At 56.1% G+C, this 24,160-nt stretch carries 26 protein-coding genes and 1 tRNA gene; 12 read left to right on the top strand and 15 right to left on the bottom strand.

The window, feature by feature from the left end; all coding sequences use genetic code 11:
- Nucleotides 1–6: 6 nt before the first annotated feature.
- Nucleotides 7–687 (bottom strand): lysoplasmalogenase, encoded by a 681-nt coding sequence (locus WFP06_RS06655; protein ID WP_336986440.1) that lies wholly within the window; start codon nucleotides 685–687, stop codon nucleotides 7–9.
- A gap of 62 nt (nucleotides 688–749) precedes the next feature.
- Here WFP06_RS06655 and trmFO point away from each other — a divergent pair, with 62 nt between their 5' ends.
- Nucleotides 750–2,135: a methylenetetrahydrofolate--tRNA-(uracil(54)-C(5))-methyltransferase (FADH(2)-oxidizing) TrmFO gene (trmFO, locus tag WFP06_RS06650; RefSeq protein ID WP_336986439.1), complete on the top strand. Its 1,386-nt coding sequence runs from the start codon at nucleotides 750–752 to the stop codon at nucleotides 2,133–2,135.
- Here the strand turns inward: trmFO and WFP06_RS06645 are convergent.
- Both WFP06_RS06645 and WFP06_RS06640 read right to left on the bottom strand, forming a co-directional pair.
- Nucleotides 2,132–2,602: a hypothetical protein gene (locus tag WFP06_RS06645; protein ID WP_336986438.1), complete on the bottom strand. Its 471-nt coding sequence runs from the start codon at nucleotides 2,600–2,602 to the stop codon at nucleotides 2,132–2,134. The two genes, trmFO and WFP06_RS06645, sit on opposite strands and share 4 nt — an antisense overlap.
- 32 nt (nucleotides 2,603–2,634) lie before the next feature.
- Nucleotides 2,635–3,285 (bottom strand): squalene/phytoene synthase family protein, encoded by a 651-nt coding sequence (locus tag WFP06_RS06640; protein WP_336986437.1) that lies wholly within the window; start codon nucleotides 3,283–3,285, stop codon nucleotides 2,635–2,637.
- 152 nt (nucleotides 3,286–3,437) lie between these two features.
- On the opposite strand from WFP06_RS06640, the gene WFP06_RS06635 reads away from it, so the two are divergent.
- From WFP06_RS06635 to WFP06_RS06610, 6 genes are all read left to right on the top strand, one after another.
- The gene (locus WFP06_RS06635; protein ID WP_336986436.1) at nucleotides 3,438–4,730 is read left to right on the top strand and encodes a pilus assembly protein TadG-related protein; all 1,293 of its coding nucleotides are present in this window, start codon (nucleotides 3,438–3,440) and stop codon (nucleotides 4,728–4,730) included.
- Nucleotides 4,730–5,182 (top strand): TadE/TadG family type IV pilus assembly protein, encoded by a 453-nt coding sequence (locus tag WFP06_RS06630; protein WP_336986435.1) that lies wholly within the window; start codon nucleotides 4,730–4,732, stop codon nucleotides 5,180–5,182. Before WFP06_RS06635 ends, WFP06_RS06630 begins: the two co-directional genes overlap by 1 nt.
- Nucleotides 5,183–5,184: 2 nt before the next feature.
- Nucleotides 5,185–5,646, top strand: coding sequence for a TadE/TadG family type IV pilus assembly protein (locus WFP06_RS06625; protein ID WP_336986434.1), 462 nt, complete (start codon nucleotides 5,185–5,187; stop codon nucleotides 5,644–5,646).
- Nucleotides 5,647–5,756: 110 nt separating this feature from the next.
- Complete coding sequence (locus WFP06_RS06620) at nucleotides 5,757–7,679, top strand: pilus assembly protein TadG-related protein (protein WP_336986433.1); 1,923 nt, start codon at nucleotides 5,757–5,759, stop codon at nucleotides 7,677–7,679.
- Nucleotides 7,676–8,269, top strand: coding sequence for a TadE/TadG family type IV pilus assembly protein (locus tag WFP06_RS06615; RefSeq protein ID WP_336986432.1), 594 nt, complete (start codon nucleotides 7,676–7,678; stop codon nucleotides 8,267–8,269). The genes WFP06_RS06620 and WFP06_RS06615 overlap by 4 nt, the downstream gene beginning before the upstream one ends.
- 50 nt (nucleotides 8,270–8,319) lie before the next feature.
- The gene (locus WFP06_RS06610; protein ID WP_336986431.1) at nucleotides 8,320–8,949 is read left to right on the top strand and encodes a TadE/TadG family type IV pilus assembly protein; all 630 of its coding nucleotides are present in this window, start codon (nucleotides 8,320–8,322) and stop codon (nucleotides 8,947–8,949) included.
- A gap of 24 nt (nucleotides 8,950–8,973) precedes the next feature.
- Here the strand turns inward: WFP06_RS06610 and WFP06_RS06605 are convergent, their stop codons facing one another.
- From WFP06_RS06605 to WFP06_RS06595, 3 genes are all read right to left on the bottom strand, one after another.
- Nucleotides 8,974–10,368 (bottom strand): pyruvate dehydrogenase complex E1 component subunit beta, encoded by a 1,395-nt coding sequence (locus WFP06_RS06605; protein ID WP_336986430.1) that lies wholly within the window; start codon nucleotides 10,366–10,368, stop codon nucleotides 8,974–8,976.
- A 1-nt stretch (nucleotide 10,369) separates the two neighbouring features.
- On the bottom strand, nucleotides 10,370–11,455 hold the full coding sequence (gene pdhA, locus WFP06_RS06600) for a pyruvate dehydrogenase (acetyl-transferring) E1 component subunit alpha (RefSeq protein WP_336986429.1): 1,086 nt from the start codon (nucleotides 11,453–11,455) through the stop codon (nucleotides 10,370–10,372).
- A 137-nt stretch (nucleotides 11,456–11,592) separates the two neighbouring features.
- Nucleotides 11,593–11,904, bottom strand: coding sequence for an FtsB family cell division protein (locus tag WFP06_RS06595; protein WP_336986428.1), 312 nt, complete (start codon nucleotides 11,902–11,904; stop codon nucleotides 11,593–11,595).
- Nucleotides 11,905–12,059: 155 nt separating this feature from the next.
- On the opposite strand from WFP06_RS06595, the gene hppD reads away from it, so the two are divergent.
- The 3 genes from hppD to WFP06_RS06580 are packed head-to-tail and all read left to right on the top strand — an operon-like array spanning nucleotide 12,060 to nucleotide 14,682.
- Complete coding sequence (gene hppD / locus WFP06_RS06590) at nucleotides 12,060–13,157, top strand: 4-hydroxyphenylpyruvate dioxygenase (RefSeq protein ID WP_336986427.1); 1,098 nt, start codon at nucleotides 12,060–12,062, stop codon at nucleotides 13,155–13,157.
- A complete protein-coding gene (locus tag WFP06_RS06585) occupies nucleotides 13,154–13,714 on the top strand; it encodes a VOC family protein (protein ID WP_336986426.1) in 561 nt (186 codons plus the stop codon). Before hppD ends, WFP06_RS06585 begins: the two co-directional genes overlap by 4 nt.
- A 56-nt stretch (nucleotides 13,715–13,770) precedes the next feature.
- The gene (locus WFP06_RS06580) at nucleotides 13,771–14,682 is read left to right on the top strand and encodes a mechanosensitive ion channel family protein (RefSeq protein WP_336986425.1); all 912 of its coding nucleotides are present in this window, start codon (nucleotides 13,771–13,773) and stop codon (nucleotides 14,680–14,682) included.
- On the opposite strand, the gene WFP06_RS06575 is transcribed toward WFP06_RS06580, so the two are convergent.
- The 6 genes from WFP06_RS06575 to grxC form a co-directional block, all read right to left on the bottom strand.
- Nucleotides 14,683–15,396: a sulfotransferase-like domain-containing protein gene (locus tag WFP06_RS06575; RefSeq protein ID WP_336987649.1), complete on the bottom strand. Its 714-nt coding sequence runs from the start codon at nucleotides 15,394–15,396 to the stop codon at nucleotides 14,683–14,685. It abuts the gene before it with no gap.
- A gap of 14 nt (nucleotides 15,397–15,410) precedes the next feature.
- Entirely contained in the window at nucleotides 15,411–16,325 is a 915-nt protein-coding gene (locus WFP06_RS06570; RefSeq protein WP_336986424.1) for an aminotransferase class IV, read from the bottom strand.
- Nucleotides 16,326–16,359: 34 nt separating this feature from the next.
- Nucleotides 16,360–16,436, bottom strand: a tRNA-Arg gene (locus WFP06_RS06565).
- A 38-nt stretch (nucleotides 16,437–16,474) separates the two neighbouring features.
- Nucleotides 16,475–16,936, bottom strand: a complete 462-nt coding sequence (locus WFP06_RS06560; RefSeq protein WP_336986423.1) for a DUF1178 family protein — start codon at nucleotides 16,934–16,936, stop codon at nucleotides 16,475–16,477.
- Nucleotides 16,933–17,766 carry a carbon-nitrogen hydrolase family protein gene (locus WFP06_RS06555; protein ID WP_336986422.1) on the bottom strand — a complete coding sequence of 278 codons (834 nt, stop codon included), beginning with the start codon at nucleotides 17,764–17,766 and terminating at the stop codon, nucleotides 16,933–16,935. Before WFP06_RS06555 ends, WFP06_RS06560 begins: the two co-directional genes overlap by 4 nt.
- A complete protein-coding gene (grxC, locus tag WFP06_RS06550) occupies nucleotides 17,766–18,029 on the bottom strand; it encodes a glutaredoxin 3 (protein ID WP_336986421.1) in 264 nt (87 codons plus the stop codon). The genes WFP06_RS06555 and grxC overlap by 1 nt, the downstream gene beginning before the upstream one ends.
- Nucleotides 18,030–18,217: 188 nt before the next feature.
- Here grxC and WFP06_RS06545 point away from each other — a divergent pair, with 188 nt between their 5' ends.
- Nucleotides 18,218–18,667 carry an Hsp20 family protein gene (locus WFP06_RS06545; RefSeq protein WP_336986420.1) on the top strand — a complete coding sequence of 150 codons (450 nt, stop codon included), beginning with the start codon at nucleotides 18,218–18,220 and terminating at the stop codon, nucleotides 18,665–18,667.
- Between the two features lie 338 nt (nucleotides 18,668–19,005).
- Here WFP06_RS06545 and WFP06_RS06540 read toward each other — a convergent pair whose 3' ends face one another.
- The 3 genes from WFP06_RS06540 to tpiA form a co-directional block, all read right to left on the bottom strand.
- Nucleotides 19,006–20,643, bottom strand: coding sequence for a CTP synthase (locus WFP06_RS06540; RefSeq protein ID WP_336986419.1), 1,638 nt, complete (start codon nucleotides 20,641–20,643; stop codon nucleotides 19,006–19,008).
- 92 nt (nucleotides 20,644–20,735) lie between these two features.
- Nucleotides 20,736–21,161, bottom strand: a complete 426-nt coding sequence (secG, locus tag WFP06_RS06535; RefSeq protein WP_336986418.1) for a preprotein translocase subunit SecG — start codon at nucleotides 21,159–21,161, stop codon at nucleotides 20,736–20,738.
- A 71-nt stretch (nucleotides 21,162–21,232) separates the two neighbouring features.
- Nucleotides 21,233–22,006, bottom strand: coding sequence for a triose-phosphate isomerase (gene tpiA, locus WFP06_RS06530; RefSeq protein WP_336986417.1), 774 nt, complete (start codon nucleotides 22,004–22,006; stop codon nucleotides 21,233–21,235).
- A 197-nt stretch (nucleotides 22,007–22,203) separates the two neighbouring features.
- Here tpiA and WFP06_RS06525 point away from each other — a divergent pair, with 197 nt between their 5' ends.
- Nucleotides 22,204–24,138, top strand: coding sequence for a SurA N-terminal domain-containing protein (locus WFP06_RS06525; protein WP_336986416.1), 1,935 nt, complete (start codon nucleotides 22,204–22,206; stop codon nucleotides 24,136–24,138).
- The last annotated feature ends 22 nt before the right edge of the window (nucleotides 24,139–24,160 follow it).

Raw genomic sequence — 24,160 nt, 5'->3', positions numbered from 1 at the left:
AACCCCTCAAGCGATCTCCTCCGCTGAGTCAGACCGCTCTCCGCGCAAAGTCTGAATTATACCCGTCGCGATCATGAATTGACCGATAAAATACAACGGCCATATCAACCACCCGGGTATCGGGCTTTGTGACAGCAATTCCATGTCTGCGAATATCAGCAAATCCGATATGACAAACATAACGGCTCCGATACCAACCTGATAGCGCGGGAAGCGGCTTGTCCAGGCTGAAGCGGCCATTGCGCCCAGCACCAAAGCGTAAATCGCAACACCGATCGCGCCATCGGTCTGCGACACCAAAATCCAGGCGATCACCGGTGTGAGAAACAGGAGGGCCAACGCTGCGGCTTTCTGGCTTGGGGTAGTCGAGGCCCGGCGATTGCGCGAATATAGTAAGATCGCGGCCAGATGACTCAACAGGAACATCCCGCCCCCCGCAGCAGCGCTCAATTCGATGGCCATATCGCCCAGGGCAGAAAGACCCATGACCAGCGCCAGAAGGTGAGCGTCACGGCCTGAATGCCGGAGCCACGCGTAAGCAGCCAGCAGTGCGACACCCGCACCTTTCAACACAATGACCGCCACACCGGGCAAAACCCCGCTGTCTGCAATAAAATAATAAGCGACGGCGCAGGCGAGCGAAGCAAGCAGTAACGGTCGCCTGCTGGCCAATGTGCGAACTGGCATTTTGAACCCTTGTGTTGCGACATCGCTTGTGTGCCGGATTTTCGCTGCTATCCGATTGCGGCATGACTGACCAGACATCCGGATATGACGTTCACATAATTGGCGGCGGCCTGGCGGGTTCGGAAGCGGCCTGGCAACTGGCCCGCCGCGGTGTGAAAGTGCGCCTTTCAGAAATGCGCGGTGCGGGTCACATGACTGCGGCCCACCAGACCGAGGGACTGGCGGAACTGGTGTGTTCCAACAGTTTCAGATCCGATGATGACCAGAAGAACGCGGTTGGACTGCTGCACCATGAAATGCGCCGCCTCGATTCTATCGTGATGCGTGCGGGCGAAATTGCCCGTGTTCCCGCCGGATCGGCAATGGCGGTTGATCGCGATCTGTTTTCGGCAGAGGTCCAGAAGGCACTGGAGCACCATGAGAACATCACGGTTGTGCGTGAACAGATTGAATGTCTGCCGGCCGCTGGTCTGACCATCGTGGCCACAGGTCCGTTAACTGCCGCCTCGCTCGCTGAAAGTATTGGCGGCGCCACCGGGCAGGATGCACTTGCCTTCTTTGATGCCATCGCGCCCATTATCCACCGCGACAGTATCGATATGGATATTTGCTGGATGGCAAGCCGGTGGGACAAGACGACCGCAGCTTCCAATCCGGAAGGTGATTATATCAATTGCCCGATGAGCCAAGACCAATACCTCGCGTTCCATCAGGGTTTGCTCGATGCGGAAAAAATCGAGTTCAAGGAATGGGAGGCGAACACACCATACTTCGATGCCTGTATGCCGGTGGAAATAATGGCGGCGCGCGGGGTGGAAACTTTGCGCTACGGGCCCATGAAACCTGTGGGACTTGATAACCCGCATACCGCGACCGAGGAATTTCCGATGGGCCGGTGGGCGCATGCTGTCGTGCAATTAAGGCAGGATAACAAGCTGGGCACGCTGTGGAATATGGTCGGGTTCCAGACTAAAATGAAGCACGGGGCGCAGGTCGAGTTATTTCGCACGATCCCCGGGTTGGAAAATGCCGAATTTGCCCGGCTTGGCGGGTTGCACCGTAACACTTTCCTCAATTCGCCCAAGGTGCTCGATCGGCAACTGCGGCTGAAATCTGCCCCCCACATCAGATTTGCCGGACAGATTACCGGATGCGAAGGCTATGTCGAAAGCAGTGCGATCGGTTTGCTGGTCGGCATCATGACCGCCGCTGAACTGACTGGTCAGCACTGGTCGCCGCCTCCTGCCAGCAGCGCAATGGGTGCGCTGCTGTCACACATTACCGGCGATGCGGATGCAGAAACCTATCAGCCGATGAATGTGAATTTTGGTCTGTTCCCGCCGATGCATGATGTAAAAAAGAACCAGCGAAAAGAAGCCTACACATCACGCGGCAAGGCTGATTTTGGTTCATGGCTTGGCCAGGACGATTTCCTGGCAGCGCATTAGCAACGGCAGGACGGTTTTTTCTTGGCACGTTTTGGACGGGTGGTCGCGAATTCCACCTGGGAAAGTTCGCGGTCGCCGTTCCTGTCTGCAGCGTCGAAGCGGTTTGCGGTGGCCACGGCCCATTCTTCGAAATCGAGCAGATTATTGCCATCTGCATCCAGCTTGCGGAATGCGTTGCTGCGCGTGCTCAGCATTTCATTGCGCGATATCGCCAGATTTCGATTGCGGTCGTAGCGAAAGAAACGCCGCTGTTCACGGCTGAGCTCGGTCGCTTCGGGAGGCGCTGGGCCGGTCATGCCCGCCGCGTCGGCAACCGGCAGTTCGCCGGGCGTTTTATCTTCTGCGATCACATCGGCCGGAATTGGCGGCGGCGCGCCTTCTTCGGTCTGCGCCCTGCCCTGCATCCAGAACAGCCCGATACCCATCGCTGCCAAAGTCAGTATGGCGCCTAAAATCAATCGGTTCATGGTGCGACCCTTTCCCTGAAGGGCAGTCTAGCTCATCTGCCAAAGATGCCAACCCGCATTGCCAGGCCCATCGCACCCGGTCCGTCGAGCAGGCCGCGATTTTTGTGGGCAGCGCGCAACGCGAGGGTGTGCAAGACAGCCAGACTACGCAGTGAGCGCGGTAAAGCGACTGCGCGCATCATCCGTTCACGCAGGATTTGAGCGACAGTGTCCTGTTCCTCGGGCGACGACAGATTACATGCCAGATCAACCAGCGCCCAGTCAGCACCGGCTGTCGCGGCGGCATCGGGATCCTCGCCGATGACGGCCGCCAAGGCTGCCCATCCCGCGCCCCGGCTTGTCGCAAAGCTGGTGACATCATCCGCGGTCAACTGATCCTCGCCAATCAGCAATTCCCAGCCATCGACAACGGCCTCCAGTTTGCGCGCAGTTTTGCCCCACGATTTGAGTTCTGCGAGCAGGGGTTCGCCGACCGGCCAGTTTTCGGGTGTATCCCTCAGCCTGTCCCGCCACCAGGCAAGACGCATCTGCGCGAGGATCGGTTCGCGAATGGTCCTGACGATGTCCGCCAGCCGGGCATCAAACTGCATAAGCGTGTGGCAGTAGGTTCTGGCCTCACGCGGAGCATATGTGAGCGCCAGGCGCTGTTCGTGAGGCAGAAGATCGAGGCGGTCACTTTGCATATCGCGCCTTCGTTAGATTGTGCCGGTGAAGTCAAGCAAGCTGGCCGCAAATCTTTCGTAACCCGGAATTAACCAACCCTTTTCGCTTCTCGATTACCAACAGTCTCTAGAAGCGGCAGCATTCGATAGTCAGCTTTGACGAGGATACTAATATGAAATTCAGGGGGCTCCTGAGAAATCTGCGCAAAAACACCAGCGGCAACGCGGTGATGATCATGGCAGTCGGAATGCCCGCGCTGATCGGCGCGGCAGGTTACGGCATTGATACTGCGCAATGGTATATGTGGAAGCGCGAGCTTCAGCATTCGGTCGATCAGGCGGCTATCGCAGGTGCCTGGGCGCTTGCTTATGACGAAGACACAGCCACCTGGAGCGGCCGCGCCCTGCAGGAATTCGACGCCAACCAGAAATTGACGAAAGATTTCGATACGGCGCCGATAATCGAAAAAGCCGGCTATGACGGCGGGACTGATAACAGTGTCATCGTTACCGCCACCGCCAGCAAACGTCTGCCGTTCTCCAGTTTCATCATGGGCGGTGCGGCCACGATCCGCGCGACTGCGCAAGCATCCTTCAAGGAGGGCGCTTCTTACAACGCCTGCCTCATAACGCTCAAGGAAGACGGTACTTCATTCGAGGTTGGCGGCAGCGCCAACGTCAATGCCAACTGCGGACTTGGCGCATTGTCCTGCGACGACGATGCGATTTTAATCGACGGCAGCGCCACAGTTACGACGACATCCATCGCCACCTGCGGCACTGCCAGCGTACCTGCTGCCAACCAGTCTGCGGTTGCTGAAGGCGTGACGAATCTGAGCGACGTGTATGCGAGCACGCCGATCCCCGAACAGACCGATAATACCGCAAAGGGCGTATATGCGTGTGGTAAAGGCTCGAACAAATCGGCGTATCCCAACCCCGGTAATTACGTTGGCGGCATTACCATCAAATGCGATACCGCCTTTCAGCCAGGGATGTATTTCATCAAAGGCGGCACGCTTGATCTGACCCATAATGCCAAAGTTACCGGTTACGGTGTCATGTTTATCCTGCAAGACGGCGCAAGCCTGAAGCTGGGCGGCAGCGGAACCGACGGAAGCGTCGACCTTACTCCGATGGTCCAAAGTGATTTCGTCGGGGGCGATTACGAGGATGATAAAGAGAAACTGGCTCAGATGCTTTTCATCGAAGACAAGTCGGGTGAAACCGATCCGGTTGACCATACGATAAACGGCAATTCGAAATTCAAGATTTCGGGCGTTCTCTATCTTCCGAATGGCAAGGTCAAGATTAACGGCAACTCCGGTACTTCGACAGATCTTTGCTTCCAGATTTCGGCCTACACTCTGTCGATTTCAGGTAATGCGAATCTTAAAACGCTGTGCAGTTATGACAGCTCTTCGAAGCTTGGCACGACAGCAAGCAGCGTAAGGCTGGTGGGGTAATGTTTACCGGGGCAATCCAGTTCTTGCGAGACAGCAAAGGGGCAATGGCGGTTGAAACCGCCCTCGTCGCTCCGCTGCTGGCTGTCATGTCGATCGGAACATACGAGGTCGGCACAATGGTTTCGCGCCAGCAAGAATTGCAGAGTGCTGCGGGCGAGGCGGAAGCCATCATTCTGGCGGCTGCGTCTTCGGCGACAATAGATTCGGCGACAATCGACGACATTATCGAAACGTCGCTGGGGCTGAACGATGACCAGGTTACGCTGAACCAGCGATTTCGCTGCAACACTGCAAGCTCGATCATCGCAGATCCAACATCCTGCAACGTGACCCAACCGATCTATCAATATGTCGAACTGACCGTGACAGACAGTTATACCCCGCTGTGGACCCAGATGGGGGTCGGATCGGCATTCAACTACTCCGTTGTCCGAACTGTCCAGGTGCGCTGACAATGACCAGGATTGCTAAAAAACAATTATCCGGTTTGCTGAAAGACAGCCGCGGAAGCACGCTGGTAGAGTTTGCCTTGCTCAGCCCGGCATTTCTGCTGCTGATTTTCGGGGTGATCCAGGTCGGCGCATACGCGCAGAATTACAACGCCGTACGAAATCTCGCCAGTGATGCGAGCCGGTTTGCGCTCGTCCAATATCAAAAAGAGTCGCGACTTACGCCTGGCCAATTGCAAACGCAGATTATGGCCATGGGTGTTGGTGACGCCTACAATCTCGACCCGGATCGTTTGGTGGTCATGGTGACAAATCAGACCAGTCGCATTGCCGGCGTGAAAGAAATGGAATTGACGGTAAATTATGCGCCGCCGAACTTTCTTGAATTTGCCGAGGTGTCCGGTTTGACGCTAACGTATGAACGCCCGCTGTTCTTGCTGGCAGGTGCTGCACCGCCTGCACCTTGATGGCGCGAGCGCAGACTGATGCTGCGCGCCATGGTTGCTTCAATTTCTCAACAAATTAACCTTGTCTGTTTGCTAGGCGGTTACGCGCCCTGTGTACGGGTTATTGCGGGATGAACCGTGCAACAAAACAGCAAGCCGTGCGATCGGGGCTTTTGACCCGGCTAGCGCATGACCGATCAGGCAATACGCTGGTAATGGCCGCAGCCGCGATCGCGCCGCTCATGGCGATGGTCGGCGGCGGTGTCGATATGGGCCGTTCCTATCTGGCGCAAAACAGATTGCAACAGGCGTGTGACGCCGGCGTCCTTGCGGCCAGAAAACGGGTTGGTACAGAGGTAGCGATTACAGGTGAAGTTCCGCCAGAGGCTGCGGAGTCCGGCGAAAGATTTTTTAACCTCAATTTTCGGGCAGGCGCCTACGGGACCGAGCAACGTGACTTTGTCATGACGCTGGAAGAAGATTATGCCGTAACCGGGACCGCTTCCGTAGTCGTTCCCACGACAATCATGGCCATCTTCGGATTTACGCAGGTGCCGATCTCGGTCAGCTGCCAGTCCAACCTCACCATGTCGAATACGGACATCATGATGGTGATGGATGTGACAGGATCGATGAGCGAAACCAACCCCGGCGATCCGGACAATCGGCTGGCAGTCCTGAAAGCGACCGTTAAGGGATTCCACGCGCAAATAGCAGCTGCTTCCTCGCCGCAGACCAGAGTCAGATACGGTTTCGTACCCTACTCCACGAACGTGAATGTCGGCTCGTTGCTCAAAGATGACTGGGTGGTCGATGAGTGGCAATATCAATCGCGCAAACAGGTCGTCGACCGGGAACAAGTGGACTACCGGACCATATACAGGAACTGGACCAATATCTCGGGTACCCAGAGCGCAGATACGACGTATGACAGTTTTCCGGCAACGTACGTTCCGGCTACAGGTGAAACCGGCTCTGCTTCGTACAATTGCAACGGCGGAAGTGCGCCATCGGATACGCACAGTTCGGATTATGTGCTGCTATCGGAAAGCAGTGTCGAAGTAAGCGATCCGGACGGGACCGAGGTCACCAAACGGTACCGTAAGACAACCAACGGCACAGATTACTGGATCAGCCGGTCAGGTGAAACGTGCCACGTCAGGATGCGCACATATTCCAATTTTGTTCAGGAATACGACCAGGTTACCGAGCCTTACAATCGCACGTTTTACAAATGGCAATACAAACAACTGACCCTTGACGTAAGTGATTGGCGGACATCGTCGAATGGCTGCATGGAGGAACGGTCCACCTACGAAATCACCGATTACAATTCGGTAGATTTCAGCCAGGCTCGCGATCTTGATATTGATGCGGTGCCGGAAGCCGGCAATTCCGACACCCAGTGGCGCCCGATGTACCCGGGCATCGTCTATGCCCGCTCGCTCAATTGGGACACGACAGGTTCGTGGACCAAGCCCACTAAAACGACGACGGCAAATTATCTGAGACCCGGGGGCGCCGGTTTTGCGGCCTGCCCTGCCCCGGCACGAAAACTGGCGACGCTCACATCCGGACAGCTCGACAGCTATCTTGCCGGTATCCAGCCTGCAGGAAGCACCTATCATGACATCGGGATGATCTGGGGCGGGCGGCTGCTGTCACCCACCGGACTGTTCAGTGCTGAAAATGCCAATGTCAGCGCGGCCAAGCAAACAGAAAGACACATGATTTTTCTGACAGACGGCGAGACAGATGCGCTCGATGTCAGCTATTCGACATACGGGCTTGAGCCACTGGACGAACGCCGTTGGGACCCAAGCTCGAGCCTGTCGCTGGACGAGACAATCGAAAGACGTTTTGCGGTAGCCTGCGAAGAGGTCAAGAAGCGCAACATCACAGTGTGGGTTATCGGGTTCGGCACGAGCCTGAACCCGGTGATGACGCAGTGCGCCGGCGAGGGACATTATTTCGTCGCTGACGATGCGGCGCAGTTGAACGAGACTTTTGCAAGTATCGCCGCACAGCTAGGTAGCCTGAGGATTACCCGATGAACCGGGCTGTGTGCACCGTCTTGCGCCTGCGCGGCGACACGACGGGCGCGGCAGTTGTGGAATTTGCCATGGTCGCGCCAGTGCTTTTGCTCACGCTGGTTGGATTGTTCGACCTTGGGCATACAATTTATACCGAAGCCCAGTTGCAGGGTGCGATCCAGAAGGCTGCGCGCGATTCTTCGATCCAGGGCGCAAACGATGTCGAGATTGACGCTAAGGTGACAACTGCAGTTCGGGATATCGTGCAGGGCGCGACGATAGCCTTCGCGCGCAAATCCTACACGAATTTTTCCGACGTATCGCAGCCCGAAGACTACACCGACTCTGACAATAGCGGGCTGTGCGACAATGGCGAACCCTTCGAAGACGCAAACGGCAATGGCGTTTGGGATCAGGACCGCGGGAAAATAGGGTCGGGCGGTGCGCGTGACGCGGTCCTTTACACGGTAGATGTGGCTTATCCGCGAGCGTTCCCGTTGCACCGGTTTGTTCCGCTTCCCGATAGCCACAAATCTCGCGCGCAGACGGTGTTGCGAAACCAGCCATTTAACGCACAGGGCGTCTCTGACGCGGTCGGGAATTGTTTATGACCGGGCCTGCTTTCCTTCGTACTCTGAATAAAGAGATATCGGGTGTAGCAATGACCGAGTTTGCGCTCGTGCTTCCGGTATTGTTAGGCGCAGGTTTGATGGGGCTGGAGGCTGCCAATCAGGCCATCATCCAGATGAAGGTCAACCAGATTGCGGTGCAGGTGGCAGATAACGCCAGCCGCATCGGTGATACGTCCTTTCTGGCATCCAAAAAGATCTACGAAAGCGATATAAACGACGTATTCACCGGAGCAAATATCCTGGGTGGTAGCGCGTTGGATATTTTTGAGAACGGCCGTGTTATCGTCTCCAGTCTGGAGGTTGTACCCGGTCAGGACGACGACCAGTATTTTCACTGGCAACGTTGCAAGGGCGTCAAGAACCATACATCCAGATACGGAGCTGAAGGATTTGGCGCTGGCGGCGGATTTAAAGGCGTCGGCCCGTCGGGCGAAGAAGTGCGGGCTTACGACGATGAAGCCGTAATTTATGTCGAAATCAGTTACGATTATCAGCCTGTAGTCTCGAGCAGTTTCTCGTTTGCGGAAACCATCAGCGCGTCAGCCAGCTTTACCGTTCGCGATAAACGCGACATCACGCAGATTTACCAGCGTAACAGCGGCAGCCCTGACCCGATAGCAAGTTGCGACGTGTTTGACGGCTTTGCCGTGGCAAGCTGATCAAACAACGCGAGCGGCCTCAACCTAATCGCGGTAACAAACCTTTTTGGCAGCAGCGACGATCCGATCCTTGTCGATAAGGGCCAGTTTTTCGAGGTTGGCAGCATAGGGCAGCGGAACATCTTCATCGGTTACCCGCAGTACGGGGGCATCAAGATGATCGAAGCCATCCTCCATACACACTGCCGCAACCTCGGATGCAATCGAACAGGTCGGCCAGCCTTCCTCGGCAATAATCAGTCGATTGGTTTTGGCGAGGCTGGCAAGGATGGTTTCGGTGTCCAGTGGGCGCAGTGTCCGCAAGTCGATCACCTCGGCATCAATGCCCTCCCCCGCCAGTTCCTCTGCCGCTTCGAGCGACAGGCCCACCGCTATTGAATACGATACGATCGTAACATCGCTGCCTTCGCGCATTATCCGCGCCTTGCCGATTGGCAGCACGTGATCGTCCAGTTCGGGCAATTCGAAATTGCGCCCGTAAACCAGTTCGTTCTCCAGGAAAACAACCGGATCCTCACAGCGGATGGCAGCTTTCAACAGGCCCTTCGCATCCGACGAATCGTATGGTGCGATTACTATCAGCCCGGGAACACTCGCATACCAAGGGCCATAATTCTGACTATGCTGCGCTGCTACACGGCTGGCCGCGCCATTCGGTCCGCGAAAGACGATCGGACATCTCATTTGCCCGCCGGACATGTAATTTGTTTTCGCAGCTGAATTGATAATGTGATCGATCGCTTGCATCGCAAAATTGAAAGTCATGAACTCGACGATCGGACGCAGCCCGCCCATCGCGGCTCCGGCGCCAATTCCCGCAAAACCATATTCGGTTATGGGCGTATCGATCACCCGTTTCGGGCCAAATTCCTCCAGCAGGCCCTGGGTTACTTTGTAAGCGCCCTGATATTCGGCAACTTCCTCGCCCATGACAAACACCCGGTCGTCACGGCGCATCTCCTCCGCCATCGCATCGCGTAACGCCTCACGAACCGTGACGCTGGCCATATTCGTACCGCGGGGTATTTCCGGATCGGACTTGGGCTTTGGAGCTGTCACGGGTTTGGTAATATCAGCTTCCGAAGGTTCGCGGCCGATGGCTTTCCCTTCCCCATCGCTCGCCGCTTTGCTTTGGGTAGCAGATGGCGCCGCGCGCGCCGTTTCGTCCGTGTCCTCGCCCTCGCCCGACAATGTCGCGATCACGGTGCCCACTGCGACATTCTCGGTACCCGCTGCTACCAGCAGCTTGCCCACTATTCCTTCATCGATGGCTTCGAATTCCATCGTTGCCTTGTCGGTTTCGATCTCTGCGAGAATATCACCGGGCGCTACTTCGTCGCCTTCCTTGACGAGCCATTTTGCCAGCGTGCCTTCCTCCATTGTAGGTGAAAGGGCTGGCATCTTGAGTTCAACGGCCATCTCAGTACTCTCCCACCAGAACATCGGTATAGAGCTCTGCTGGTTCCGGCTCGGGTGAATTTTCGGCAAAATCCGCCGCCTCTGCGACGATGCCGCGAATGCGCTTGTCGATGGCTTTCAGATCATCTTCCGACTTGCCGCGCTTCACGAGTTCGGCTTTTGCCCGTTCGATCGGATCGTTCTTTGTTCTCTGTTCCTGCACTTCGTCCCGGCTCCGGTATTTGGCAGGGTCAGACATGGAATGCCCGCGATACCTGTACGTGTTAAGCTCCATCAGAACCGGACCATTGCCGCTGCGTACGTGCGCCACTGCAATCTCTGCAGCCGCGCGAACAGCCAGAACGTCCATTCCGTCAACATCCATTCCGGGAATGCGGAACGCTGTGCCCCTGCGGTAGAATTCGGTTTCGGCGCTACTGCGTTTCACCGCGGTGCCCATCGCGTAGCCGTTATTTTCGATCACGAATATAATCGGCAAGTTCCACAGACTGGCCATGTTGAATGTTTCATAAACCTGACCCTGATTGGCGGCACCATCACCGAAATATGCCATGCAAATACCGCCATCTTCCCGATATTTGTGGCCGAAGGCGAGCCCTGCTCCCAGCGGGACCTGCGCACCTACGATGCCGTGTCCACCATAAAACTTCTTTTCGGTCGAAAACATGTGCATAGATCCGCCCTTGCCAGCGGCAATCCCGGCCGCTCTGCCGGTAAGCTCTGCCATGATCACTTTCGGATCAAGACCATAAGCCAGCATATGTCCGTGATCGCGGTATCCGGTGATGACGCTGTCTTCACCCGGTTCAAGTGCGGATTGAAGGCCCACCGCAACCGCTTCCTGGCCAATGTACAAATGGCAAAAACCGCCGATCAGACCCAGCCCGTAGAGTTGCCCGGCCTTTTCCTCGAACCGGCGGATGAGCAGCATCTGTTCGTAGAATTCCAGCAACTGTTCATCGTCAGCCTTGAAACTTCCGCCTTGCTCGAACTCGGTTTGTAAACTGCTGAGTTTGAATTCGCTTTGGCCGGGCTTTTTCGTGGTCTTTTTTGATGTCTGGTTGCTGGTGCTGGGTTTCTTGGCCAAGTGGTTCGTCCTCGAATTTTCGCTACGGCATACACGCTTCGGCATCACCTATAGGGCGAATGTCAGGCGCGAGGCAATCGCAGAGCGCAGCGTTGCATACGAAATTCTGCAATTGTAAAAAACGAAGTTAGCCGCACTCAATCCAGTTCGATCACGACCTCGTCAGGATGGACAAATCCCAGATTGCTGCGAACAAGCTCTCCGACAAGGTCGGGGTCTGCATGATCGGGATGCAGCAGATCGGTGCGGTTTCGCAGTTCGGCAGTTTCAAATTCGAGCTTTGCAATCTGGCTGTTGCGCTGGTCGAGAAGCCGGACATTTTCGCCCCAGGCCAGAACACCGCTGGGGCCTGCGAAGGCAAGTCCGGCAATTAATAATAATCCGGACAGCGCCGCCGCCTGAACAATTTTATCGCGCGAAATTCGGTTTGAAGTGCGGTGGCGTTTCATCATGTCCCAAGAATCACATCTTGCCGATCTATTCAAGCGAATAATGGTTAAGACTGCGGTGCAAATCGTTATTATCGGTTGCGACTTAGATTTTGACACACACCTGCATGACAGGTTACATAGTTTCGCTTGTAACTAATTAAAGGATGCCCCTGATGGCTGATCTGTTTGAAAACCCCCTCGGCCTAGACGGTTTTGACTTTGTAGAATTCAGCGCTCCCGAGAAGGGCAAGCTCGAGCCTGTGTTCGAAAGTATGGGATTCACGCGGATTGCAGCGCACCGCTCCAAGGACGTCCAGCTTTGGCGACAGGGTGGGATCAATCTTATCGCGAATTATGAAGCGCGCAGCCCGGCGTCATATTTCGCCGCAGAACATGGCCCGTCGGCCTGCGGCATGGGCTTCCGCGTCAAGGATGCGGCCAAGGCTTATGCCGAAGCGATCGAGCGCGGGGCCGAGCCGGTGGCAGTTTCAACCGGACCTATGGAAATCAATATTCCCGCCATTCGCGGAATTGGAAATTCGATCATCTACCTGGTTGACCGCTATGATGGCGCACCGATGGGCGATCTTTCCATCTACGATATCGACTTCGTATATGAAACGCAGGACCGGAATCCTGTCGGTGCCGGTATGAAGGTAATCGATCACCTTACTCACAATGTCTATCAGGGCAGGATGGCCCACTGGGCCGAATTTTACGAACGGATCTTCAATTTCCGCGAAATCAGATATTTTGATATCAAGGGTGAATATACCGGCCTGACTTCCAAAGCGATGACTGCGCCGGATGGAAAAATCCGCATTCCGCTGAACGAGGAAGGGGCCAACGGCGGTGGCCAGATCGAGGAATATCTGCGCGAATATAATGGCGAAGGCATCCAGCATATCGCACTGTCATGTGATGATCTGTACACGTCGTGGGACCGGTTGAAGGAATACGGAACTCCATTCGCCAGCGCGCCGCCGGCAACCTATTACGAACAATTGGAGGACCGGCTTCCCGGGCACGGCGAAGATGTGGCAGGACTAAAGCGCCGCGGAATCCTGCTTGATGGTTCAACCGAAAACAATGACCCGCGTCTGCTCCTGCAAATCTTTGGCCAGACGTCCATCGGGCCGGTATTCTTCGAATTCATCCAGCGCAAAAAGGACGAAGGTTTTGGTGAAGGAAACTTTACCGCATTGTTCAAATCCATCGAGGCCGACCAGTTGAAGCGCGGCGCGCTGAAAACGCAGGAGCCAGCCCAATGACCCCGAACCCCATCAGGCTCAATGGTGTCCACCACGCCGCATATCGCTGCAAGGATGCCAGGGAAACGGTCGAATGGTACGGCAGAATTCTCGGCATGGAATACACTTCCGCGTTTTCGGAAGACACTGTGCCGTCCACTGGTGAGCATGATCCCTACATGCATGTCTTTCTGGACGCCGGTAACAATAACGTGCTCGCGTTCTTTGAATTGCCGACGCAAAAGGAAATGGGCCGCGACGAAAACACGCCGGCCTGGGTGCAACATCTGGCATTTCGGGTCGGGTCTGTGGATGAATTGCTGGAAGCGAAAAATCACATCGAGAGCGAAGGCATCGATGTGCTTGGCCCGACGCATCACGGCATTTTCAAATCGATCTATTTTTTCGACCCCAACGGCCACCGTGTCGAACTTGCGGCAGATATCGGCACAGAAGACCAATATGCCGAACTCAAGCGTGTAGCGATGCCGATGCTGGAGGAATGGAGCCAGACCAAAAAAGCGCCGCGCCATGCTGACTGGCTGCATTCCGCAAATGCCGAACCTGATCTGCCATAAGCCGTTGCGGGACCCTTCCTGCACTGACATCGTTGTGCACGTAAACAGGGGAAACCATGCAGGCCGGACAGACAACGCAGACGACCGAAAATTTTGACCAGACGGTGAACGCCGTTGGCACCTTGCAGGATCAGATAGTCAGCATGGCGGAAGGTTTCGTCAGGGCGCTTCCCAACATGGCTATCGCTGTCGTCATTATTCTGATCACGTGGCTGGTGGCGAAATTTGCGGTCAAGATCGCGGATGCGCTAACCGGCAAGACGGAACTGCGCCCCAGCCTCAAAAACCTGATCGACACTCTGGTCAAACTTGGCATTTGGGTGGTCGGCTTGATGCTTGCACTGGTGGTGATGATCCCCGGCTTATCACCAGCCGGGCTGGTCGCCGGTCTCGGTGTCGGCGCGGTGGCAATCGGTTTTGCATTCCAGGACATTTTCGAGAATTTCTTTGCGGGGATACTGATAATGCTCCGCGAGAAAATGCGCATAGGCGACGTGATCGAATGTGAGGGCATCAGCGGAAAGGTGGAACACATAACCTTGCGCGAAACGTATGTCCGCAAGCTGTCCGGCGAAATGACACTTGTGCCCAACTCGATGCTGTTCAAAAATCCGGTAGAGATACTGACCGACGAAAGCCAGCGCCGCCACGAGGTTGTGGTGGGCGTGTCTTATGACACTGATCTGGACGAAGCGGCCAAGGTCATCCGCGAAGCCATGGAAGGCGTTGACGGCATCGACCAGGAAAAGGGCATCGACCTGTTTGCGAGCGAGTTCAATTCAAGTTCCGTCGATTTCACGGTGCGCTGGTGGGCGGGAAGCAAACCTCGCGACATGTGGCAAACCCGCAATGATGCAATCTTTGCCATCAAGCGCGCGCTTGATGATGGCGGCATCGAAATACCGTTTCCCTACGTTACGCACACTTTTAAGGAACCCGTTCCGATAAAGGGCAAAAGCGAGGGCTGATCAGACCGGTTCAAGCCGGTACTGCGCCATGCTCTCGTAAAACGGTTGCGCTTGATCGGCGAACCTTTGCAGGTCTGCCGGAAGGTTGTGCACTTGCTCCTTCGCTTCGGCAAACCCTGTGGATTTTTCGACCACGTCATACCAGGCGGGCGCCCAGACCCCGTCGCTGTCCCGCTTGCCCGCCGCCCACTCAAGCATTCGTTCGCTGAACGGAATATCCAATGCACGGCAAAGCGCAGACAGAAGCCCGCGCGGGTTGGCAAGCACATCGCTGGTATCCACGACGCTGGGCGCCCGGCCTGTGCGCTGTGCAAACCGGTCAAAAATTTCGGACTGCCGCCTTACGCCGATTGCATCCAGATCGACATGATCGTGTTTGCGAACATAGGATGCAAGTACGTCGCGCGGGTCCCTGACCAAAAACGCATTTCTGCAATGATCCGCCCAATCAAGACCGAAGCCACCGAGCATATGGTGGCACATGTGTTTCTGGTACCAGATGGCACAATTGTCAGGGCCTGAACCCGACATCGTTTTGGCAACTGCACGCCAATCAGCAGGCTGTGATTTCAACACCTCGCGGTATAGCGGATGATGCAGGCCTGTCTTTGCAAGAAATGCGGCATAAAATGGTTCATCACTGACTTCGCAATCGCTTCGGTTTTCGAACGATCGCATCATGGCCGTGGAAATATTCCGCGGCCCCGACCACATGGCAATTCTTATCGTCATATCAGCGGGAATTGCCTGGCATATTCGTCCTTCATCCGCGCATACGTGCTGGCGATATGCCGCGTCATTGTGCCTCCCGCGCATAGCTTTGTTCCATCAATGGACCGCACCGGTGTAATGCCGCCCATTGTGCCGGTGACAAAAGCCTCGTCAGCGTCCTGCAGGTGTTCAGGGCTGAAGTCGCCTTGCGACAGTTTTGCAGCCCCTTCCCTGCAGGCTGCGATAACATTGGCCCTGGTAATGCCGTTAAAGCAGTAATCATCGCCGGATGTGTAGATTGTATCGCGCTTCACCCAGAAGAAATTGGTCGCGTTGCAGCTCGCGATATTGCCTCGCGGATCCAGCATCAACGCTTCATCGCCGCCACTTCCGATGGCTTCCAAAAGCGCAATAATGTAGTTCAATCTGCTGTGCGAGTTGATCCGCATGTCAAAGGTTTCCGTACCGCTCGTGCGGATACTGACGGTCTTGAGATCAAGCCCGGGTTTCGGAAGTTTTGGCGGTGCCTTGAATTCTGCTGTGCACGCAATGGTCGGTCTGCCAAGCGCAAATCGCGGGTCCTGGTTGATCGAACTTTTCACGCCGCGCGTAACCATCAGCCGCACATGCCCGCCATCTTCCATTCGATTGGCGACCATCAGGCGCTTGAGATCGTCTTTCAGATCATTGGCCGTCAAACCGATATCCAGTTTGATTTTTGCAGCGCCCGCAAACAACCGCTCGAGATGCGCATCAAGGAACAGGAGCGCACCCTTATGCAGCCGCAGCCCTTCCCAAACGCCGTCGCCGAGTCCGAATCCCGCATCGAATATCGACACTCTGGCTTCGGCTGCGGGGACCAGTTCGCGATTTAGAAGCACGAGCAGGTCAGCGTTTCTCGGATCGCCTTCGAAGTCCTGGCTGCCTGCCATATACGCTTACCTAACTCCAAACCGGAAAACCGATTGGTGCGCCCGACAGGATTCGAACCTGTGGCCTCCAGATTAGGAATCTGATGCTCTATCCGACTGAGCTACGGGCGCGCCGACGGGTTGTTTAGCAAGGCTGTCGCGCCATGCAATCAGTTCAAATCATCGGGCGGCACAATCGGGAAAGGAAGCGGCGTCACCTCGATGCCCTCTTCGGCCAGACTTTTGGCCTCATCCTTCGTCGCTTTGCCGTGGATCGGCACATCTTCCCTGTCGCCGTAATGGATCGCTCGCGAAGTATCTGCAAAACGGTCGCCGACCCAGGTGCTATTCTGAAGAGCCTTCGCCTGCGCTTTGGCAAGCGCGTCAATCGCCTTCGCCACGTCCGGAGGGATGCGGGCGGAACTGACATCTGTCGCGGCCTGCGCAGCGGCTTTTTGCCGGTTGCCCTTGGCGGGTACTGCGGGCGTCATTGGCGCTTTGAATATGTGTGATGACGCGCAATCGGGGCATATGATCAATCCCCGCTCGTTCTGCCCGTCATATTCGGAAGACGAGGCGAACCACCCCTCGAAAACATGGCCGTTGGCACAACAAAGGTCGAACACAATCATAATTTGTCAGGTAACTGGCCGGCGATTGGCCGGCGATTGGCAAGACTGGGCACTTGCTGGCGGACCCGCGCCAGGCTTTCCAGATCAATTTCGGCAAAGCCCAATCCAGCCCTTTCTCCGCCCATGTCGAGAATTATGTCGCCCCACGGATCGACGACGAGAGAATGACCGAATGTCATCCGGCCATCCTCATGGTGTCCCACCTGAGCCGCAGAGACAACAAATGCGCTTGCTTCAATCGCCCTCGCCCTTTGCAGAACGTGCCAGTGGGCTGCCCCTGTTGGCACGGTAAATGCTGCCGGAATTGCGATAACATCGCACATTCTTTTGCCCAATTCATCGTACAGTGCGGGAAACCGGATATCATAACAAATCGACAGCCCAAGCCTGCCCAGCGGCGTGTCCGCGGTAACAACCTCCGATCCGGCAGTATAGGCACTGGATTCGCGCCAGCTTTCGCCGCTTGCCAAATCGACATCGAACATGTGGATTTTGTCATACCGGGCGCTGATGTCGCCGTCCGGGCCGACCAGAATTGATCTGTTCGCCCACATTCCATCCGGCGTTTCAACGGCCAGCGAGCCCAATGCCACGGTTATTCCGGACCTCTCGGCTGCGCGGCGAACTCCGGCGAGCACTGGACAAGCCTCTTCAGCGGCGATCTTTGCTGCCGCCCTGCCCCGGTCTTTATCGAGCATACCGCACATTTCCGGAGTAAACAGCATGCTTGCCCCGGCCGCCGCGGCCTCGCCAATGGCGTTTACGATGCTGTCACGGTTTGCCAGCGGATCAATGCCGCTTGTCATTTGGAGAAGCGCAATGCGCGGCATTACAAGCCCAGCAATGCGTCCAGCTTGCCAGCACGCTCGAGCGCGGCCAGCTCATCCGACCCGCCAACGGTCTGGCCGCCTATGATTATCTGCGGGACGGTGTTTGCGCCCGGAACGCGGCTCTGCATTTCGTCACGTTTGGGACCACCCATCGTGATGTCATATTCGGTGTATTCGGCACCTTTTGATTCGAGAAGCCGTTTTGCCCTTGCGCAATAACCGCAACCAAACTTGGTATACATCTCGACAATCGGTGTGCTCATTTTATGTCCTTGGTTTCGTGTAATTCTCGCGGCCATTCAAAACTGTAGCTGCAATTCTTGAATTCGCCTAGCCAGCACCTATTTTACAAGTCGAACGGCGCCATCCGGGCCGTTCGAACAACGCGGGAGCGATGCCGGAATGCCGGATCGCCCTTTTGTCAAATTGCTCAATGGAGGATTTGTTACCGATGAACCGTCTAGATTGCACCCCGTACCGCCGCAGCACTGTTGGCTTTGACCGTCTGTTCGAGCTGATGGAATCGCAGGCTCGCCAAAATGGCGCTGACAATTACCCCCCCTTCAATATCGAACGGCGTGATGAAGATACGTACCGTATCACTCTCGCAGTGGCCGGCTTTACCCCGGCCGACCTCGATATCACGGCGCAGCAGAACTTGCTGATTATTCAGGGCAAGAAACAGGACGAACCAACCGAAACTGAAATGCTGCATGTCGGAATCGCGAATCGCGGGTTTGAACGCCGTTTCGAACTGGCCGATTATGTCAGTGTGGCAAATGCCGATCTGGCCAGCGGTCTGCTGGTCGTGGATCTGGTTCGCGAAGTTCCCGATGCAATGAAGCCGAAGAAAATAAAAGTGAACCAGCATCCAGTAATCGAAGGCAATAAATCAGCCTGATGTGGCGATAATACTTTCATTTACTTTCTAAATATTTAGGGGCGGACCGTAAAGTCCGCCCCTTCGACGCTAATGCGCCGACTTGGCCGAATTTCACCGTCCGGGTCGCAGAAGACGATCAAATCCGGCACAAGGCCTAAACCTGGTGGTGCCGCGTGTGAAGCGTAGCTATTTGGACTGAAATTACGCGTATTTCGCCAGGAATCTATCTGGCAATCCCGCAATAGTAAGTTTCAAATTAGCACCGGTGATATGGCTAGGCCTTCATGATGCTGTTTGGCAAGATTAAAAATTCCAAGAAAAACCCGCCTAAACGTAAGTAAATCGCGCAAGTCCTTCTAAACCAGACGAGATTGGCGAAGCGCCGCGGCGATAAATCCGGCAAAAAGAGGATGGGGGTCGAAGGGGCGGCTCTTCAACTCGGGGTGAAACTGCACTCCGACGAACCAGGGGTGATCTGGCCGCTCGACAATTTCCGGTAGCAAACCGTCCGGGGACATTCCCGAAAAGACCAACCCGCCCGTTTCCAGCCTGTCGCGGTATGCCGCGTTCACTTCATAGCGATGCCTGTGGCGTTCCGATATTTCGGTTACACCGTCATACATCCTCGAGACGTGGCTGTTGCCCGACAATTTTGCATCATACGCTCCCAGCCGCATCGTCCCGCCGAGGTCGCCGTCCGAAGCGCGCTTTTGCAGGCCGTCTTCACTCATCCATTCCGTGATGATCCCGACCACTGGCTCGCTTGTTTCGCCAAATTCGGTTGATGAAGCGCCGATCACACCTGCGGTATTTCTGGCACCTTCGACACAGGCCATCTGCATACCCAGACATATTCCAAAGAACGGTACATTGCGCTCGCGAGCAAACTTCACGCTCGCGATCTTGCCTTCGCTGCCGCGTTCCCCGAAACCGCCGGGCACGAGAATACCGTGCAAAGGCTCAAGCTCGGAAGCCAGATCGTCACTACCTTTTTCGAATACCTCGGCATCGATCCAGCGGATATTGACCTTGGCCCGGTTGGCCATTCCTCCGTGTACCAGCGCTTCGTTAAGCGATTTATAGGCATCCTGCAGACCGACATATTTGCCGACAACACCGATCGTCACTTCGCCTTCGGGGTTCTGGTGCCGATCAACGATATCTTCCCATCTGGCGAGGTCCGGTGACGGCGGATTTTCAACACCAAAATGGCGCAATACCTCCGAATCCAGACCCTCGTTGTGATATTGCAGCGGAACCGAATAAATGCTGGGTGCATCAAGCGCAGGAATGACGGCTTCTTTCCGCACATTGCAGAACAGGGCAATCTTGGCCCGCTCGCTTTCGGGCAGGGGATGCTCGCAGCGGCACAACAGTACATCAGGCTGAATTCCCAGACTGGTCAATTCACGAACCGAATGCTGCGTCGGCTTGGTCTTCAATTCGCCCGCGGCGGCAATGTAGGGAACCAGCGTCACGTGGATAAAACAGGTTTTGTCGCGGCCAAGTTCGTTGCGAAGTTGCCGTAACGCTTCGATAAACGGCAGGCTTTCGATATCGCCCACAGTCCCGCCGATTTCGCAAAGAACAAAATCCAGATCTTCGACATCGGACTTTGCGAAGTCCTTGATCGCATCGGTCACGTGCGGAATAACCTGCACGGTCGCGCCGAGATAATCGCCGCGCCGCTCTTTCGCGATGATGTCCTGATAGACCCGGCCAGATGTTATGTTGTCGCTTTGCCGCGCAGAAACGCCTGTAAATCGCTCATAGTGACCAAGATCGAGATCGGTCTCGGCGCCGTCATCGGTCACATAGACTTCGCCATGCTGATACGGGCTCATCGTGCCGGGATCGACATTGAGATAAGGATCGAACTTGCGAACCCGCACACGGTAACCACGCGCTTGCAACAGTGCTGCAAGGCTTGCTGCCATGAGACCTTTGCCAAGCGAGGAGACCACGCCGCCGGTTATAAATATGTACCGCGCCATGGGAGTTGGGCCTTAAGGACAGTTAGTGAGTCGGCGCAAGCAGAATGGTGCGGTCAATCACCGCAATTCATGTCATCATTGAAATCGGGTGCTTATTGGGTTGCACCAGCCAAGGGATCATCGGAGGGCGGCGGCGCCTGACCGGGTGCCGGAGTTGTTACCTCAGTGGTTGGGGCGCCGGGTGCAGGAGCGGTTACCGGTGTTTCACCGACAACATTTCCCATTGGATCAACCTGGCCGGCGGGGCCGGCATCGCGATCGACCGTACTGGTAATCTCGCTGCTTCCCGTTGCCTTGACCGCCACTGCCGCGAGCACGATGGAAAGCGTAACAAATGCAATCGCCAGAAATTTGGTGCTGCGGGTTAGAAAATCTGCCGCGCCGCGTGCAGACATCATTCCGTTAGGGCTGCCGCCAATCCCGAGGCCGCCGCCTTCCGACCGTTGCATCAGAATTACGCCAACCAGCGCTGCTGCCACGATGGTTTGGACGACGGTCAGGAAGAGAAACAGTGACATGGTATTTGCAATCTATTGTTGAGTTGCGCGCCATTTAGGCACCCAGGTGCAGTTCGGCAAGCGTTGCAACCTTACGAGGCCGCCGAATCTTCCACTTCGGTCGCTGCCATTACGATGCCGAGGAACGCTTCGGCTGACAGGCTCGCGCCGCCCACAAGCGCGCCTCCGACATCTGGAATAGCCAGAATTTCCGCAGCGTTACCAGCTTTGACCGAGCCGCCATAAAGAATGCGTACTTCGGATTCCTCTTCCTGCTCGCCGTAAATGTCGATAAGCAACGCGCGAATGGCCGCGTGCATTTCGGCAATATCGTCCGGCGAAGCAACTTTTCCGGTTCCGATTGCCCAGACGGGTTCGTAGGCGACCGTCAAACGCGAAGCGATATCGTCACCTTTGGGCAATGATGCGCGAAGCTGTGCGGTGACAACTTCTACAGCCTTACCCGCATCCCTTTCGGCCTCGCTTTCGCCGCAACAAATAATCAGCTTCAAGCCGGCTTCCAGCGCAGATTCGGCTTTAGCCAGCACCAATGCATCCGATTCGCCGTGGTCCTGCCGGCGTTCGCTGTGCCCAAGGATAACAAAACTTGCACCGGCATCGGCAATCATCGTTGCCGAAACATCACCCGTGTGCGCACCTTCCGCCCCCGGATGGCAATCCTGCGCACCGACCCCCATTTGCTGGGCTTCATTGCGCGTCGCATGGATCAGCGTAAACGGCGGCGCGACCGCAACTTCCGCCTTCATAAGGCGCTGTGAAGCACGGTCCATTGCACGCGCTTCGGAAAGCATCGTGCGGGTACCATTCATCTTCCAGTTTCCGACAATGTAACTGCGTTGTGGCATGGGGGGTAAAATGTTTCCTCGAATGTCTTACAGGGCCGCTATATAGAGCCTGTTCGTGAAGTCGCCACCGGCAACGGCAGAAACACCCACAAAAGATACAGGACCTGTTGCGGCAGTGCCGCAGCGGCGATAGATGCGGATCGAATATTCGTGCTGAACTGCAGTGCGACACATTAACAACAGCCGGATACTCCGCCATGATCACCTTCTTTCGCAGTTTCTTCCAGTCAAAGTTCGGCATCGGGATCACGCTTGCGTTTCTGGCCCTGATCGCATTCGCATTTGCCAGCAGCGATGTGGCAAATACTGGTGCGTTTGGCGGCGTTTCCGGGGGTGACAGGGTTGCCGTCGTGGGTGACCGGAAGATTGGTACCGCCGAATTGAGCCGTGCCGCGACCGACGCACTGGATCAGGTTCGCCAGCAAAACCCGACAATCTCCATGCCGGCATTTCTCGAACAGGGTGCTCTGGCCGAGGTGCTCGATCAGCTGATCAATCGCGCTGCAATGTTTGTCTTTGGAGAAAAGTACGGCATCCGCGCCGGTGAAAACCTGGTAAATAGCGAGATTTTGGGCATTCCCGCATTTCAGGGAGCCAACGGCGAGTTCAGTGACGAAGCGTATCGCGGTTTTTTACGTCAGAACGGATTATCCGATGCGATGGTTCGCGAAGATCTTGCTGCTGACCTGCTGCGTAACCAGCTGCTGGTACCGGTTGCGCTGGGCGCGGTCGCACCTGATGCGCTGGTAAAGCGGTACGTCTCGCTGCTCGCGGAAACCCGCAAGGGGGCGATCGGCCTGCTGCCCAGCGCGGCATTCGCACCCAAGGGTAAAGTCACCGATGCGCAGATCAGCGCGTTTTATCAGGCGAACAAGGGGGATTACATTCGTCCTGAGCGCCGTTCCATCCGCTATGCCACTTTTGGTGACGAGGCGCTTGGCACGCTGGCAGCGCCTTCCGAGGCGCAGATTGCGGCGAGGTACGCGCAGGACAAGGCGCAATATGCCGCTTCGCAAAGCCGTACGCTGACACAGATCGTGGTTCCGACCCAGGCGGCCGCCAACGCCATTCGCCAGACGGTAGCTTCCGGCGGGACGCTTGCCGCGGCCGCACGCAGCGCCGGTCTGAGCACGACAACGGTCGGCCCGGTCACACGTTCGCAGCTTGCATCGCAGGCATCGGCAGGTGCGGCGCAAGCCGCATTTGCTGCGCAGCGGGGCGGATTGTCCGAACCTGCGCGGGGCAGCCTTGGCTGGTATGTGTTCGGTGTCGATAATATCGAAAACAAGGGTGGGCGCAGCCTCGCTCAGGTTCGCGGTGAAATCCTGGCAACGCTGGCAGCCGAAAACCGGCGAGAGGCGCTGCTGGAACTTACCGACCGGATCGAATCCGAAATAGATTCCGGTGGCAGCCTGGTGGAACTTGCGAAGGAATTGAAGATCGATGTGAAAACGACTGCACCGGTTACCGCCGACGGGCGGATATATCGTGCGGACGGCACCGCACCTGAAATTCTGGCGCCCGTGCTATCGACAGCGTTCTCGATGGAAGATGAAGGCGAACCGCAACTTGCAGAAATTGTCCCCAATGAAACATTTATGATGTTTGATGTCGCGGACATTACCGGATCTGCCGCTGCCCCTCTGGCCGAGATAAAAAGCGATATCGAAGCTGCCTACCGGCTTTCCGAAGGTTCGAAAAAAGCCAAGGCCGCGGCTGACAGGATTTTGAAGCGGGTTGGTGCCGGCGGCGATCTGGCTGCCGCGCTTCGCGCCGAGAAGGTGCCCCTTCCGGCTGCTGATGCCATTTCGATGACGAGGCAGCAGTTGGTCGCCAACCAGCAGCAGGTTGCCCCGCCAATGGCTTTGCTTTTCAGCATGGCCGAAGGCACTGTCAAACGGCTTGAGGCGCCGGCAAACGGGGGATGGTATGTGGTCTCGCTTGTTGACATCGTACCCGGCACGATTGCCAACGATAACCCGCTTCTGGCGCAAACACGCGCGCAATTGGGCAGTCTCTCAGGGCGCGAATATAGCGAGCAAATGCTGTCCGCCATCCGCAAGGAAATGGGTGTCGAGCGCAATCCTCCTGCGATTGAAGCTGTCCGCAAACAGTTAACCGGCACACAATAGGTCCGGTCCGCTGGGCGCTGCT

The sequence above is a fragment of the Altererythrobacter aquiaggeris genome, assembly GCF_037154015.1.
Taxonomy (GTDB): Bacteria; Pseudomonadota; Alphaproteobacteria; order Sphingomonadales; family Sphingomonadaceae; genus Aestuarierythrobacter; species Aestuarierythrobacter aquiaggeris.
Note: the sequence above shows the minus strand (reverse complement) of the source record. Positions and strands in the feature narration are given on the sequence as shown.